The organism is Streptomyces changanensis (assembly GCF_024600715.1).
GTDB classification, from domain to species: Bacteria; Actinomycetota; Actinomycetes; order Streptomycetales; family Streptomycetaceae; genus Streptomyces; species Streptomyces changanensis.
The window spans coordinates 2,924,154-2,939,041 of sequence record NZ_CP102332.1; the positions used below are offsets into that span (position 1 = coordinate 2,924,154).

The window sequence follows — 14,888 nt, forward strand, 5'->3', positions numbered from 1 at the left end:
GCCCGCGGAGGGGCCGTGGCGGGTCGCCCCCGCAGGGGTCGGCGGCGGCGGCCCGTTCACCCTGGTGGGACCCGGGGCCGCCGACCCCGAGGAGGTGACCCGGCGCGGCCCCGATCCACCCACCACCGCCCCCCTTCCGCCACCGGCCGGCACGGGCGCGCGAAAGGGCGACAAGGGCGTACTGGCGCCCGGGGGGGTGCCCCGAAAAGACCGGAAAAGGGGGTGTTCGCACGGGGGTGCACCCCATTTGCAGTCGGCCGAATAGCGCGCCGAACACCCCTCGGTAAGCTGACGGCATGACAGGACAAGTACGCACCGTCGACGGCCGCGTGGCCGGTCGGCGCGGACAGGCGACGCGGCAGAAGCTGCTCGACTGCCTCAGCGAGATGCTCGGCTCCTCGCCGTACCGGGACGTCAAAGTCATCGACGTGGCCCGGAAGGCGGGCACTTCACCTGCGACCTTCTATCAGTATTTCCCGGACGTGGAGGGCGCTGTCCTCGAAATCGCCGAGGAAATGGCCAAGGAAGGCGCAGGATTGACCGAATTGGTATCGGGTCGCTCCTGGGCCGGCCGGGCCGCCAAGCAGTCGGCGGAGGAGCTCGTCGACGGCTTCCTCGACTTCTGGCGGCGCAACGACGCCATCCTGCGCGTCGTGGATCTCGGGGCCGCCGAAGGGGACAAACGGTTCTACAAGATCCGCATGAAGGTCCTCAGCTCGGTCACCAGCTCCCTCACGGACGCGGTGAAGGAGCTCCAGTCCAAGGGCCGGGTCGACAAGGACGTGAACCCCGCCGCGATGGCGGGCGCCCTGGTCACCATGCTCGCGTCGGTGGCCTCGCACCAGAAGGGCTTCCAGACCTGGGGCGTGAAGCAGGCCGAGATCCGCCCGAACCTGGCCCTCCTGGTCCACCTCGGCATCACGGGGAAGAAGCCGACCAAGTAGGCGGCGGGGCGCCCGGCGCGGACGGTCCTGTCACACCGGCGGCGGTACGCCCACGGCGACCGCCGCCGGCACCCCGCGCCCGGCCACTCCCGCCACCCGGCCACTCCCCCGGCCGCCCCCACCCTCGTCCGCTCCCCCCCGGCGGTGCGCCTCGGCGCGACGGCCCATGATGGGCCCATGACGGACAGCGCCTTCGAGGACACCCTGCACTCCCTCCGGGTCTGGGACACCGACCTGCCCGGCTTCGACCCGGACACCGCCCCGGACGACCCGCTGCCGCTCTTCCGCGACTGGTTCGTGGACGCCGCCCGCGCGGGCCAGCCGGAGCCGCACGCCATGCAGCTGGCCACCGTCGACGCGGCCGGTCACCCGGACGTCCGCACGGTGATGCTGCACGGCGCCGACGCGCGGGGCTGGCGGTTCGCCACGCACTCCACCAGCACCAAGGGCCGACAGCTGGCGGCCGTCCCGTACGCGGCGCTCCACTTCTACTGGCCGGCGCGGGCCCGCCAGGTACGGTTGCGGGGCCACGTCACGATGGGCAGCGCCGCCGAGGCGTACGACGACCTCCACGCCCGGTCGACGGGCGCGCTGGCCGCCGCGCTGGTGGGCCGCCAGAGCGAGCCGCTGCCCTCCGTGGGGGTCCTGCGCGAGGCGAGCGACGACGCCTGGACCCGCGCGGAGTCGGACCCGACGGTCGGGGTCGCCACCTGGACGGTCTACCACCTGGCCGCGCGGGAGGCCGAGTTCTTCCAGGGCGACGCCCGCCGCCGCCACGTCCGCCTGCGCTACCTCCGCGGGGACGACGACACCTGGACCCGCATGCTGCTCTGGCCGTGACCACCGACCCCACCGCCCCCGCCACCCGGCCGCCGTCACCGCCGCTCACCGCGCCGCCGCCTCACGCCCGCCCGGCGGCACGGCCGTCCCATGCCCGCCCGGCGGCCCGGTGGCCGGTACCGGCCACCCGGATGGCCGGTTCTCCGTGAACGCTCCGGCGGCCCCCTCCGTATCCCTCTGCAAGCTGATCGAGGAGGGACCATGCATCCGAACCGACGCGCCCCCCGGCGCCCCGCCGTGCCCCGGCCGGCCATCGCCGCCGTGGCCGCCTCCTGCGCCGCGCTGCTCGCGCTGTTCCTGCTGGTGCGGGGAGGGAACGACGAGGCGCAGGCCGGACAGGCCGCCTCGGTCGTGCGGCAGGACGGGGGGTACGGGAGCGTCGCGGCCGGTCCGCAGCCGGTGACGGAGATCGACCGGACGTTCCTCGTGAAGGTGCGGCAGGCGGGGCTGTGGGAGATACCGGCCGGGCGGCTGGCGCAGACGAACGGCTCCAGCGAGGCGGTGAAGCGCGCCGGCCTCCACCTGCTCGACGGGCACAGCAAGCTCGACCAGCTCGTCCGCGAGGACGCCAGGATCCTCGGTGTGGAGATCCCCAACGAGGCGACGGAGGAGCAGCAGGGCTTCGTCCGGCAGCTGGAGGCCGCGCGGGGGGCGGAGTTCGACCGGATCTTCGCCAACATCCTCCGCTCGTCCCACGGCAAGATCTTCGCCACGATCGCCGAGGTGCGCGCGGCGACGCAGAACGACCTGATCCGCCGGCACGCCCGCCAGGCCAACGACACCGTCCTGGACCACATGGAGGTACTGGAGGACACGGGCCTGGTGGAGGGCAAGACGTTCGCCGAGGTCGAGGCGGCGGTCACCCCCAAGTAGCGGCGCCGCGAACCCCCGGCCGGACGCGGACACAGGACCCCCGACGGGCGGACGGCCGGCACACGACCCCCGACAGGAGAACGGCCCGCACGCGGCCACCACCGGACGCGGGCACGCGGACCCCGCCGAACAGGTGCAGGCCCAGCACCCGGCGGCGGGACCCAGCACCGGGGGCGGCCCAGCACCCGACGGCGAGCGGCCCAGCACCGCGGGCGGCCCAGCACCCGGCACCGAGGCCCAGCACCGGGGCGGCCCAGCGCCCGGCGGCGGGCTGGCCCAGCGCTTGGCGGCGGGACCCAGCACCGGGGGCGGCCCAGCACCCGACGGCGAGCGGCCCAGCACCGCGGGCGGCCCAGCACCGCGGGGCGGGGCCCGCCCCGCCCCTGGGCGTGGGCGGGGCCTCGACGCACGCCCCGCGGGTGCGCTCCGGCGGGTGCGCCCCGGCGGGTGGGGCCGGGGGCGGGGACCGGTTCGTAACCCTTTCGCAACCGATTTCCCCCTTGACCGGGACCCAACAAAAGATCCGGCCACTACGCTCAGCGTCCATGGCCCGAGACACCGTTCCGACCACCCCCGACGCCGTCCTCGGCCCGCCCGTCTACGTCATCGGCGGCGGCCCCGGCGGCCTCGCCGTGGCCGCCGCGCTGCGCGCGCGCGGCGTGCGGGCCGTCGTCCTGGAGAAGGCGCCCACCGTCGCCGCGAGCTGGCGCCGGCACTACGACCGGCTGCGGCTGCACACCACCCGGCGGCGCTCCGCGCTGCCCGGACTGCGCCTGCCCCGCGCGGTCGGCCGCTGGGTCGCCCGCGACGACGTGGTCCGCTACCTGGAGAGGTACGCCGAGGCGCACGACCTGGAGGTCGTGACCGGCGTGGAGGTCCTCCGCATCGAGCGCGCGCCGGCCGCCGGCGGCGCCGACGGGCTGCCCGGCGGGGACGCGGACGGGGCGCCGGTCCGGACGCCCGGCGGGACGCGAGGCGCGGCCGGCGCCGGGGACCGGTGGGTGCTGCACGCGACCGGCGGCCGGCGGCTGACCAGCCGCGCCGTCGTCGTCGCCACGGGCGCCGCCCACACGCCCCGGGTGCCGCGCTGGCCCGGCGTCGACGCGTGGGAGGGCGAGCTGCTGCACTCCGCCGCGTACCGCTCCCCCGCCCCGTACGCCGGGCGGGACGTACTGGTCGTGGGGGCCGGCAACAGCGGCGCCGAGATAGCCGTCGACCTGGTGGAGGGCGGCGCGGCGCGGGTGCGGCTGGCCGTCCGTACGGTGCCGCACCTGGTGCGCCGGTCGGTGCTGGGCTGGCCCGCGCAGGCCACCGGGCTACTGGTGCGCCGGCTGCCGGTGTGGCCCGCGGACCGGCTGCTGCGGCTGCTGCAGCGGCTGACGGTGCCCGACCTGTCGGCGTACGGGCTGCCGCGCCCGGCCGGCGGCCCGTGCGCGCGGCTGCGGCGCGACGGGGCGGTACCGGTGTACGACACGGGTCTGATCGACGCCGTGCGGCGGGGGCGGGTGGAGCCGGTCGCGGCCGTGGCGTCGTTCGGGCCGGGGAAGGTCACGCTGGCGGACGGCTCGGTGGCCGGCCCGGACGCGGTGATCGCGGCCACGGGGTACGACCGCGCGCTGGAGGGCCTGGTCGGCCATCTGGGCGTACTGGACGAGGAGGGGCGGCCCGTGGTGCGGGGCGGCCGCACGGCGCCGGGGGCGCCGGGCCTGTACTTCGCCGGCTACACGCACCCGCTGAGCGGCCTCCTGCGGGAGATCGCGCGGGAGGCCCGGCGGATCGCGAAGGCGGTCGCGGCGGTGCCCCAGCCACCCGCCCCGTACGGGGTGCACGGCCCTCACGGGCCGGTGGCGCCCGGCCGGACGCGGCGGCGCGGGACGCGCGGCGCCGACACCGGACCCGCGGTCGGGGCCGGAACCAGGACGGGAGCCGACACCGACACCGGTACCGGAACCGGGGCGGGAGGGCGGGAGGACGACCGTCCCGTCGTCCTCCCGCCCGGGCTCGTGCCGCCGGTCAGCCTGCCGCGTTGAGGACGACCTTCGCGGTGTTGTCGGTGGTGTCCGGGTCGTTGGGGCGCGCCTCGCCCCACGTGTCGCGGAGGGTCACCGTGCCGGTGGCACCGGGGACGACGGTGTCGACGCGCAGCGCGAACGGCAGGGAGACCTGCTGCCGCTCACCGATCCAGATGGGCAGGTCGCACTGGTAGCGCGGGGCGCCGCCGGGGCCCTCGTACCAGTCGCCCGAGGCGGTGCGGCCATGGCAGTTCTCCGGGGCGGAGGTGACGGTGGCGCCCTGCGGGACGACGAAGTCGACCGCGGCGACGGGCTCACCGGAGCGCAGGTTGGCGACCCAGCCGGGGCCGTCGTTGCGGAAGGTCACGTCGGCCGTGACGGTCTGGCCCGCCGCGGCGGTCAGGTCGGCGCCGCTCACGGAGAAGTCGGAGGTGTTGGCCACCCGCACGGCCGTGTACAGGCCGTTGTCCGACGGCTCCAGGTCCTGGGCGTCGCCGCCCGGGTCGACGCTGATGTCGAGCCGCTCGTGGTAGGCGTACGCGGCGGCGGTCGCCGTCAGGGTCCGGGGCAGCGCGAAGGTCGCGCCGGGGGCCACGACGTCGTCGAAGACGCAGTCGACCCGGTTGAGGGCGGCGGTCCCGGACCGCTCGTCCAGCGGGGTGGTGCTGCACTTCGGGTCGACGGCGCCGACGTCCAGGCCGCGCGTGACGTACATCGTGACGCGTACGCCGCGGGCCGCCTCGCTGCCGCGGTTGACGACGGTGAACGGCACGGACACCGTGTCGCCGGGCCGCACGGTGCCGCTCGGCCCGTCGCCCCGCACGACGAGGTCGGGGCCGGAGCCGAGCGTGACGGTCGTCTCCTGCTCGTGCGCGGCGAGTTCGCCGCCCTGCTGGGTCGTCGTGGCCCGCGCCGAGTAGCCGATCCGGCCGGTGGCGCCGAGGGCCGCCCCGGCCGCCGCGCGGATCTGGAGGCGGACCCGCTCGTCCAGGCCCGAGACGGGCACCTCGGGGACGCTGCACACGGCGCTGGTGCCGCTGGGCGCGCAGTTGTCCGGCCAGACCACCTCGGCCACGCCGGCGAGCCCGGAGACGTCGACGGTGAGCCGGCCGTCCGTCACGGCGAAGTGGGCGTTGTCGTGGGTCAGCCCGACCTCCAGCGTCCGCTCCGTGCCCGCCTCGCCCCCGGTGCCGACGGGCAAGGTGGTCTCGTACGGGGCGCTGATCCACAGCTGGTCGCTCTGCGGCTCGTCCTCGGCGGAGGCCGGGAGCACCGTTCCGGCGCCGACGATCCCGGTGACCACGGCGACGCACGCGACGCGCGTCAGGGCACGGGCGGGGGAGGACATTCTCATGGAATGGAGCCTCTTTCTCTGTGTGACGGAAGTGATGTATGAGGTGTGGCACCCACAAGACCGCCGAACCCGTCGGGAGGTTGTACGCCCAGGTCGGCCCGGCCGCGCGGGAGTTGGAGGAACGACGGGACGACGTCCCTGTTCCCGACATGCCAACTGTTCGGTAACCTGACAGGGCGTCATCTATCTCGCGCGACGACCTGCGGGGGGCGGCGAACGATGCTCGGATCCACGTACGGCACCCTCACCAACGATCCGCGTGACCGGGCCGCGCAGGCGGGCCGCGAACGCCCCGGCGACGCCGACGTGGACGTCGGCGGTCGGCCGCTGGCGGTCGCCGTCCCCGATCTGGACCGGCTGTTCCGGCCGACGGCGGTGGCCGTCCTCGGGGCCTCGGACATCGAGGGGCGCCCGGCCACCACCGTCACGCGGTGGGTCATGTGCTGGGCGGAGCGGGTGGGGGCGCGGGTGCACCCGGTGCGCTCGGGGCGGGGCACCGTCTTCGGTACGGCGTGCGCCGCGTCCGTCGCGGAGCTGCCCGGCGACGTGGAGGTGGCCGTGCTGGCGGCCGGCGATCCGCTGCGCGCGCTGGGGGAACTGGCCGGCACAGGCGTACGGTTCGCGGTCGCCGCGGACCCGGCGGGCCAGGGCGTCGCGGACCCGGAGCGGTGGGCGGCGGCAGCGGCGCGGGCGGGCATCCGGCTGCTCGGCCCGGGCGCGGGAGTGTTCGGCCCGAGCGACGCGACGCCCTCCGACACGGAGACGGACGCCACGGGGACCTCCGGCACGGAGACGGACGGCACGGCGCCCTCCACCACGGGGCCCTCCGGCACGGAGACGCACGGCACGGGGGCGGACACCGGCCCCCGGCAGGGTGCCGACGGGCCCGCCGTCGCGCTGGTCACCCGCACCCGGCACCAGGGCCGGCCCCTGGCCGCCCTGGCCGAGCTGGGCGTGCGGATCAGTCACTGGGCGGCCACCGGCGACGGCGCGGACCTGGGGGCCGCGGACCTCCTGGCGTACCTGGCCGGACGCCCGGAGGTCGGCGCCGTCGCCTGCCAGCTGGGCGAGGTCACGGACGGCCGGGCCCTCCTGCTCGCCGCCGACCACGCCGCCCGCCGGGGCGTCCCGATCGTGGCCGTACGCACCACCCGCGCCCCTGGCGCCACCCACGCCGGCGGCGGTACCGGCCTCCCCGACGACGACGGCCCCGCCACCGCCTCGGCGCGGCCCGTCCCGACCACGTCCACCGTCCCGGCGACGGCCGCCGCCCCGGCCACGGCCCCCGCCACCCCGGCCACGGGGCCCGACCGGGTGAGGGACGCGGCGCTGCGCCAGTTCGGGGTCGTCCCGGTCGACACGCCGGACCAGCTTCGCGACACCGCCACGCTGCTCGCGCGGGCCCGTCCGCCCCGCGCGGACGGTGTCGCCGTGTACGCCCTGTCCGGCGCCGAGACCGCGCACTTCGCCGGCCTGCTGTCCGCCGCGGGGCTGCCCCTCGCCGCGCTCGGCGAGGGGACGCGCGAGGCGCTCCGCGCGGCGCTGCCGGGCCACCCCGACGCCCCCGAGCCCGTCGGCGGCGAGGGCCACCCGGCCGGTGACCGGCGCGGGCGCCGCGCCCTCGACGCGCTGCTCGCCGACCCCGCCGTCGGGTTGCTGGTCTGCCCGGTCGCCGCGCCGGTCCCGCCGCTCACCGACCGGTTGGCGCGGGACCTCGTCGAGGCCGCGGAGGCGAGCGGCACGCCGGTGTGCGTCGTCTGGGGGTCGGCGGCCGGCACGGAGGCGGCGTACCGAAGGACGCTGCTCGGGTCGTCGCGCGTGACGACGTTCCGCACCGCGGGCGGCTGTGTCGCGGCGGTCGCGGCCTACTTCGCCCACCATCGCTTCGCCGCCGCCTACCGCTCGCCGTTCGACGAGGCGCCCCGCACCCCGTCCCCCGCCCTGCGCAAGGCGCGGGCGCAGCTGCGGCCGGGGCGCCGGCTGAGCGAGCACGGGGCCAAGCAGCTGCTGCGGGCGTACGGGATCCGCGTGCCGCGCGAGCAGTTGGTGACGAGCGCGGCGGCCGCCGTCCGGGCCGCGGGGCAGGTCGGGTACCCGGTCGCGCTGAAGGCGTCGGCCCCGCACCTGGCGCACCGGACGGGGCTGGGCCTGGTCCGGCTCGGCCTGACGTCCGCGAGCCAGGTGCGGGACACGTACCGGGAGTTGGCCGACATCGCCCGGTACGAGCACGTCGACCTGGACGGCGTGCTCGTCTGCCAGCTGGTGGAGGGCGGGGTGGAGATGCGGGTGGGCCTGGCCCACGACCCGGCGTTCGGACCGGTCGTCACGGTGGGGTTGGGCGGGGTCCTCGGCGAGGTGCTCACGGACACGGCGGTGCGCGTGGCGCCGTTCGGCGCGGCGGAGGCGCGCGGGATGCTGGACGAACTGCCCGGGAGGGCCTTGCTGGACGGGGTGCGGGGCGGCCCGCCGCTCGACGTGGACGCGTTGGTGGAGGTCGTCCTGCGGGTGCAGCGGATGGGGCTGGAGCTCGGCGGGGAGGTCGCGGAACTGGTCGTGGACCCGCTCGTCGTCCTGGAGCGCGGTCAGGGCGCGGTCGCCCTGGGCGCGCACGCGCGGTGCCGGCCCGGCGGGTAGGGCGCGTCCGGCACCCGGCGGGCGGGACGGAGGGCGGGGACGGTGGTGGACGTGGGGTGGCGGCGCGCGCATGCGCGCCCCGAGCACGGCACGGCGGCCGCCACCCGGTCCGGCGTGGGCGCTCCTCCGGCGTTCCTCCACCGGGGGTCGGCACCGAACCGCGACCCGTACTCGCCAAGGACGGTCAAGGCCCTCGGCGTCCCCTCGCCACGAATCGCTGGTCCCAGGGTGATCAGAACGACACCCCACGTCAACGGGTATTCGCAGAAATGACCGTTACGTACTATTCGCGACGGGGCGCGGGGCGCTGTCCGGGGAGTAGGCGCGCGTGCCGCACGCCCTCGGTTCCCGTACGACCGCGCTGAGCACGGGCCCGCTCCGGTCGACCTCGCACCAGATCCGCTTGCCGCCGCCCTCGGGCTGCCAGCCCCACCGGTCGGCGAGGCCGTCGACCAGTTCCAGCCCGCGCCCGTGGGTGTCACCGCCGTCCGCGCGGCGCTGCCGCGGGGGGCAGGTGCTGCGGTCGGCGACCTCGACCCGCACGATGCCGGCCCCGGCGCCGCCGGGCCCGAAGAGCATCCGCAGGACGGCCGGGCACCCCGTGTGCACCACGGCGTTGGTGACGAGCTCCGAGATGAGCAGCACCAGCGTGTCCGCCAGTGGCTCGTCGGCAGCTATGCCCGAACCGGCCAGCCGTGACCTGGCCCATCTCCGGGCCCGTCCCACCTCGGCGGGGTCGGGTCCGACTTCCAACTGCACCTGAAGCACCTGCACCGCTCACACCATCCGAACCGGCGGACACATCGCCTCGCGCCTCACAGCGATCCTTGCGGGACAGCATGGTTGACGTACAGTCACCGCAACAAGCGCTTCGGGCATATTCCAGCGCGAAGGAGTACGGTTGGTGCATACTGTGCGACGCGCTTTCCGGGCAGTCGAACACCCGGGCGCGATCCGCCACGCCAGCCTCACCACCACGCGCACGCCACGGAGCGTACCCGAGGGGGCCGCCGCACCCGGCGCGTGGCGACCGCCGCGCGGGACACGACCCGGTATCGACTCTGCCCACCGGGCGCCCGGTTACCCTCACGCACCGTCACCCATCGTGGTGACGCTGCGTACGGACCGCCGGGGTCAGGCGACCACGAAGTAGCGGGCGAGTGCGCCGACGGCCCGCTCCTCGTCGATCCGGCCGTCGCCGTCCGCGCCGAGCGCCCCGACCGCGCGGGCCGCGGCGCCGGGCTCGACGCCCAGTACGCGCAGCGCCCGCTCCACCCCGGCCGTCTCCGCCCGTCCGTCCCCGTCGAGGTCGGCGACGGCCAGCACGGCGCGGACGAAGGGGCGGGTGATCTCGGCGAACCGCTCGGGGTTGTCGTGCAGCCGCTTCACCGCTCCGTGCGCGAACTCCTCCCGGCTGACCCGCTGGTCGCCGTCGACGTCCGCGATGCCCGCGAGGCCCTGCCAGAACGCCTCGGCGCCGAGCGTCACGGCCTGTCCGCGGTCGGACCGGTACGGCGTGCCGAACTCCGACAGCAACCGCCGCGCCGCGGTGGTGAAGTCCTCGCGCGAGACGTATCCGCTGCCGTCCTGGTCGAGCGCCGCGAACCGGGCGGCGACGCGGTGCTGGTGCAACTCCTCCGCTTCCATGCGGGGAGCGTACGACGGGACGGGGCGCCCGGGGAGGCGCAAGGCCCGGCGCGCCTGCGCACACCCACCGTCCCCCGTGCCCCACGGCCCCCGCGCCCGGCGGCCACGCGGCGGGACGGGGCGACTCGCGCGGAGCCGCCCTCGGGTCCGACCGAGGCGACGGGCACGGCCGGGACCACGGCCCCGACCGGACCACCCCGGTTCGCCCCGCACGACGGCCCCGACCGGATCGCCCCGCTCGCCCCGTACGACGGCCGCCACCGGATCGCCCGGCTCGATCCGCAGGACGCCCCGGCCGGACGGCCCGGCTCGCCCCGTCGGCCCGTCCGGCTCGACCCGGCCGACGGCCCCGGCCCGCTACGCCGCGGGGCGGTCGTCCGTCGCCGCGGGGAGGTCCGGGTACACGTCGAACAGCCGCTGCACGCCGAGCGCGGCCAGCACCCGGTTGACGTGCGAGCCCTCCACGGCGCCCCGGGCCGGCAGGATCAGCCGGAGGCCGCCGCGGCAGGAGTGGAGCAGCCGGCGGGCCGCGATGAGCACCCCGACGCCGCTGGAGTCGCAGAAGAGGACGCCGGACAGGTCCAGTACGAGGTCGTGCCGCCCGTCCGCGACCACTTCGTGCACGCGCCGCCGGACCACGGGCGAGGACACCAGGTCGAGTTCGCCCCGCACGCGGAGCACGGTCCAGGCGCCGTGTTCGGCCCGCTCCACCGTCAGCATCACGTGCCGCGCCCCCCCATCGCCGGGCGCCGTCGCCCTGCGGAGGCGTCCTTCCCGTCGCCCCTGCCCCGTCCGCCCCCGTCGAAACACCCGCACCGGAATCCGGCGGGATCCCTTACCACCGAGGCCCGACGCCGCACCGGCAGTTGCCCGAAGGGGGGCGCACTCCGGCGCGGGCGGACTACGTTGGAACCATGGCGAAGGACACACCACCGCGCTGGGACCGCAGGATGCAGCAGCGGCTGGCACGCGGCGAGGCGGCCGCGCTGGGCGAGCTGTACGACCGCTTCGCCTCCCTCGTCCACAACACCGCCCACCGCGTCCTGGAGGACCAGGGGGCCGCCGACCTGGTCACCCGGGAGGTGTTCGGGTACGTGTGGGAGAACCCGGACGCCTACGACCCGCGCGAGGAGGGGTCGTTGCGGGCGTGGATCGCGCGGCTGGCCCGCCGCCAGGCCGTGTACCGCCTGCGCCAGAGCGGTACACGGGCGCTCGCCGAGCACGGCGGGGGTTCGGCGGAGGAGTGGGAGCAGAAGGTACGGCGGGCGGCGGTGGCGGCCCGCGCCGACTACATCGTCACCGCCATGCCGGCGCCGCTGCGCAAGGCGCTGGAGCTGGCGTACTTCCAGCGCCGGGACTACCGCCAGACCGCCGCCGACCTCGGCGTGACCGAGGACGAGGCGCGGCGCCGGCTGCGGTTGGGGCTCCAACTGCTGTCCACGGCCCACACCCGGCCCGTCGAGGGGTCGCCGCCCGGGTACGGCGGGTACGGCGGGTCACCGCTGTGACCGGCCCGCCGGACGGGGACGGTCGCGACGGCGAGCCCGACGGCCGGGACGGCGTGGGCCGCGCGCCCCGCATACCGGCCCCGCGCCGCGCGGCGGACGACGCGGCACGCCCCGCCCCGGAGGCCCGGGCGCCCGGCGCACCGGACCCCCGGGGCGCCGGACGGCACGAGCCGGAGCCGGACCCTCGGCAGCCGGGCCGTGAGCCGGACCCTCGCGACGCCGGACGGCACGATCCGGAGCCGGGTCCGCCGGAGACTGGCCGGGAGCCGGGGGAGCGGAGCCCGCGGGAGCCGGGTCCGGTACCGGACGCTCCGGACGGACCGCCGCCGCCCGCGCTGTCGCACGCGGTGCTGAAGTCGCTGCTCGGGGCGTGGGCGTTGACGGCGTGCTCGGCGGAGGAGACGGCCGCCGTCGAGGCGCACCTCACCGAGTGCGCGCCCTGCGCCGACGAGGCGCTGCGGCTGCGTGACGCGGTGGGGCTGCTGCACAGCGAACGCGATCTGGACCTGGACCCGCTGCTGCGGTCCCGCGTCCTGGAGAACTGCCTGGGCCGGCGCCCCGCCCGGATCCCGCTGCCCGGCTGGGCCGGGCCGTACGACGCGGAGACCGCCCGGCTCGACGCCCTGCTCCGGGACATCGGCGAACCGGAGTGGCACGCTCCGGTCCGGCTGGGGTGGTACGAGGACGACCGCGGCGTGGACCGCCGGACGACGGTCGCGGGGGTCATCGCCCACCTCTACGCCGTGGACGGGCTGGTCGCGGCGGCCCTCGGCCTGGGCGACCCGCTGCACCCGGGGGTGCGGGGCGCGCCCGCGGACCTCCCCGACGGCTGTGGGCCGACCGGGCGCACGGAGGCGCTCTGGCGGTCGGCGTCCGAGCCGTGGACGCGGGCGGTGCGCGACCCGTGGCGGGACCAGGCGCACACGCTGGTGCGGACGGTGTCGTTCGCGGGGCACGGGGTGGGCGACCTGTCCGTCCCGTACGGCGCGTTCTCCCTCCCCCTGCGGGACGCCCTGGTGGAGCGGGCGTTCGAGTGCTGGGTGCACGCGGACGACATCGCGGCGGCCGTCGACTACCCGTACGAGCCGCCGGCCGGGGCGCACCTGCACGGGATGGTGGACCTGGCGGCGCGGCTGCTGCCGGCCGCGTTGGCCGACCGGCGCCGCGCGGGGCTCGCCGGCCCGCCCCGCACACTGGTGGAGGCGGGCGCCCCGGGGCGTTCCCTGCACTTGGAGGTGGAGGGGGCGGGCGGCGGCCACTGGTACATCGCGCTCGACTCGCCGGCGGCGGTCGGGTCGCCGGACCACGAGGTCGCCCAGGTGGCGCTGGACGGCGTGGAGTTCTGCCGGCTCGTGGCGGGGCGGGTCCCGCCGGAGGAGGCGGCGGCCGGCCAGGACGGGGACCGCGAGGCGGTCAGGGACGTCCTCCTCGCGGCGGCGTCCCTGAGCCGCCTGTAGCCGCCCGCCGCAGCCGACGGACCGACTACCGACTACCGACTACCGACTACCGGGACGGTCGGCCCCTCGCGGCCGTCGGGCCGTCGTGGCCGTCGTGGCCGTCAGGCGAAGACGACCGTGCGGCTGCCGTTGAGCAGGATGCGGCGCTCGGCGTGCCACTTGACCGCGCGCGCCAGCGCCTGGCACTCCACGTCGCGGCCGACGGCGACCAGCTGGTCCGGGGTCACCTCGTGCCCGACGCGCTCGACCTCCTGCTCGATGATCGGGCCCTCGTCGAGGTCGGCCGTCACGTAGTGGGCCGTGGCGCCGATCAGCTTCACGCCGCGCGCGTGCGCCTGGTGGTACGGCTTCGCGCCCTTGAAGCTCGGCAGGAAGGAGTGGTGGATGTTGATGATCCGGCCGCTCAGCGCCTTGCACAGGTCGTCCGAGAGGACCTGCATGTACCGGGCGAGCACGACCAGCTCGACGTTCTCGCTCCGCACCAGCTCCAGCACGCGCGCCTCGGCCTCGGCCTTGGTGTCCTTCGTGACCGGGATGTGGTGGAAGGGCACGTCGTAGGAGGCGGCGAGCTCCGCGAAGTCCGTGTGGTTGGAGACGACGGCCACGACCTCGACCGGCAGCGCGCCGATCCGCTGGCGGAAGAGCAGGTCGTTCAGGCAGTGACCGAACTTCGAGACCATCAGCACCACCCGCATCCGCTCGTCGGCGCGGTTGATCTGCCAGTCCATCCCGAACGAGTCGCCGACGGCGGCGAAGCTGGCCCGCAGCTTCTCGACGGTGACCGGCGCCTCGGCGGAGAAGTGCACCCGCATGAAGAACAGGCCCGATCCGCGGTCCCCGAACTGCTGGCTGTCCTCGATGTTGCATCCCGTGATGAAGAGGTAGCTCGACACGGCGTGCACGATGCCCTGCTTGTCGGGGCAGGAGAGGGTGAGGACGTACTGGTCGGTCATCCTCGCAGGATGCCATACGCGGCGGCCCGGCCTCGCGCCGCGTCCGCCTGGCGGACCGGGCCCGCGGGCCTTCGCCGGCCACCCGGCGGGCCGGGTCCACGTGCGCCCGCCGCCGCCCGGCGGACCTGCCGCCCCGGGCGTCCCCCCGCCGCCCGGCGGGCCCGGCGGGGGGGGCCTCAGGTGGCGCCGGTGAAGGCCCGCAGCGCGTGCAGCGGCTGCGGCGGGGCGTCGGGGTCCTCACCGTCGTTCACGGCGAGCCGGACGTGGGCCTCGCGGGCCGCGCGGACGGCGTCCGGCCAGCTCTGGTGGCCCAGGTAGGCGGAGACGGGTGCGTCCGGACCGACCTGGTGCATGATCCGCAGGACCCCCAGCACCGCCGCGTCGACCAGCGCGGCCTCACCCGGGTCGCGGAATATGGTGCCGACGTACTTCTCGGCGGACCAGTTGTCCAGCCAGGTGTCCTCGACCAGCCGGTACACGGCGTCCGTGACGTCCCCGTACCCGTCGACGCCCGCCAGCCAGCACTCCTCGTGGAAGCGGACGTCGGAGAGCATGTGCAGCGCCGAGCGCACGTTGGCGCGCCAGCGCCACCAGGGCATGTCGTCGATGGGCATGCCGCCCATGGTGGAGGAGCGACGGCCGCGACGGGAAGAGTTCATCTGCGTT

At 76.5% G+C, this 14,888-nt stretch carries 13 protein-coding genes; 7 read left to right on the plus strand and 6 right to left on the minus strand.

The features are described from left to right. Window positions 1–296: 296 nt before the first annotated feature. The 4 genes from NRO40_RS12910 (at window position 297) to NRO40_RS12925 (ending at window position 4,687) form a co-directional block, all read left to right on the plus strand. Window positions 297–944: a TetR family transcriptional regulator gene (locus NRO40_RS12910; protein ID WP_058943672.1), complete on the plus strand. Its 648-nt coding sequence runs from the start codon at window positions 297–299 to the stop codon at window positions 942–944. Between the two features lie 177 nt (window positions 945–1,121). Beyond that, complete coding sequence (locus tag NRO40_RS12915) at window positions 1,122–1,784, plus strand: pyridoxine/pyridoxamine 5'-phosphate oxidase (RefSeq protein WP_058943673.1); 663 nt, start codon at window positions 1,122–1,124, stop codon at window positions 1,782–1,784. 201 nt (window positions 1,785–1,985) lie between these two features. Continuing rightward, window positions 1,986–2,657 carry a DUF4142 domain-containing protein gene (locus NRO40_RS12920; protein ID WP_058943674.1) on the plus strand — a complete coding sequence of 224 codons (672 nt, stop codon included), beginning with the start codon at window positions 1,986–1,988 and terminating at the stop codon, window positions 2,655–2,657. 545 nt (window positions 2,658–3,202) lie between these two features. Beyond that, window positions 3,203–4,687 carry a flavin-containing monooxygenase gene (locus tag NRO40_RS12925; protein WP_058943675.1) on the plus strand — a complete coding sequence of 495 codons (1,485 nt, stop codon included), beginning with the start codon at window positions 3,203–3,205 and terminating at the stop codon, window positions 4,685–4,687. Here NRO40_RS12925 and NRO40_RS12930 read toward each other — a convergent pair. After that, window positions 4,671–6,023, minus strand: coding sequence for a COG1361 family protein (locus NRO40_RS12930; RefSeq protein WP_232791176.1), 1,353 nt, complete (start codon window positions 6,021–6,023; stop codon window positions 4,671–4,673). The two genes, NRO40_RS12925 and NRO40_RS12930, sit on opposite strands and share 17 nt — an antisense overlap. A gap of 219 nt (window positions 6,024–6,242) precedes the next feature. Here NRO40_RS12930 and NRO40_RS12935 point away from each other — a divergent pair, with 219 nt between their 5' ends. Continuing rightward, a complete protein-coding gene (locus NRO40_RS12935) occupies window positions 6,243–8,657 on the plus strand; it encodes an acetate--CoA ligase family protein (RefSeq protein ID WP_058943677.1) in 2,415 nt (804 codons plus the stop codon). Between the two features lie 276 nt (window positions 8,658–8,933). Here the strand turns inward: NRO40_RS12935 and NRO40_RS12940 are convergent, their stop codons facing one another. From NRO40_RS12940 to NRO40_RS12950, 3 genes are all read right to left on the minus strand, one after another. Next, on the minus strand, window positions 8,934–9,431 hold the full coding sequence (locus tag NRO40_RS12940) for an ATP-binding protein (protein ID WP_079047296.1): 498 nt from the start codon (window positions 9,429–9,431) through the stop codon (window positions 8,934–8,936). Between the two features lie 360 nt (window positions 9,432–9,791). After that, window positions 9,792–10,304, minus strand: coding sequence for an EF-hand domain-containing protein (locus tag NRO40_RS12945; RefSeq protein ID WP_058943678.1), 513 nt, complete (start codon window positions 10,302–10,304; stop codon window positions 9,792–9,794). A 357-nt stretch (window positions 10,305–10,661) separates the two neighbouring features. Then, window positions 10,662–11,024 carry an STAS domain-containing protein gene (locus NRO40_RS12950; protein ID WP_058943679.1) on the minus strand — a complete coding sequence of 121 codons (363 nt, stop codon included), beginning with the start codon at window positions 11,022–11,024 and terminating at the stop codon, window positions 10,662–10,664. A 194-nt stretch (window positions 11,025–11,218) separates the two neighbouring features. On the opposite strand from NRO40_RS12950, the gene NRO40_RS12955 reads away from it, so the two are divergent. Both NRO40_RS12955 and NRO40_RS12960 read left to right on the plus strand, forming a co-directional pair. Beyond that, window positions 11,219–11,812 carry a sigma-70 family RNA polymerase sigma factor gene (locus NRO40_RS12955; protein WP_058943680.1) on the plus strand — a complete coding sequence of 198 codons (594 nt, stop codon included), beginning with the start codon at window positions 11,219–11,221 and terminating at the stop codon, window positions 11,810–11,812. Next, on the plus strand, window positions 11,809–13,269 hold the full coding sequence (locus tag NRO40_RS12960; protein ID WP_058943681.1) for a zf-HC2 domain-containing protein: 1,461 nt from the start codon (window positions 11,809–11,811) through the stop codon (window positions 13,267–13,269). The genes NRO40_RS12955 and NRO40_RS12960 overlap by 4 nt, the downstream gene beginning before the upstream one ends. A gap of 101 nt (window positions 13,270–13,370) precedes the next feature. Here NRO40_RS12960 and purU read toward each other — a convergent pair whose 3' ends face one another. Further along, a complete protein-coding gene (purU, locus tag NRO40_RS12965) occupies window positions 13,371–14,222 on the minus strand; it encodes a formyltetrahydrofolate deformylase (protein WP_058943682.1) in 852 nt (283 codons plus the stop codon). A gap of 176 nt (window positions 14,223–14,398) precedes the next feature. Continuing rightward, window positions 14,399–14,881: an SCO4402 family protein gene (locus tag NRO40_RS12970; protein ID WP_079047297.1), complete on the minus strand. Its 483-nt coding sequence runs from the start codon at window positions 14,879–14,881 to the stop codon at window positions 14,399–14,401. Between the last annotated feature and the right edge of the window lie 7 nt (window positions 14,882–14,888).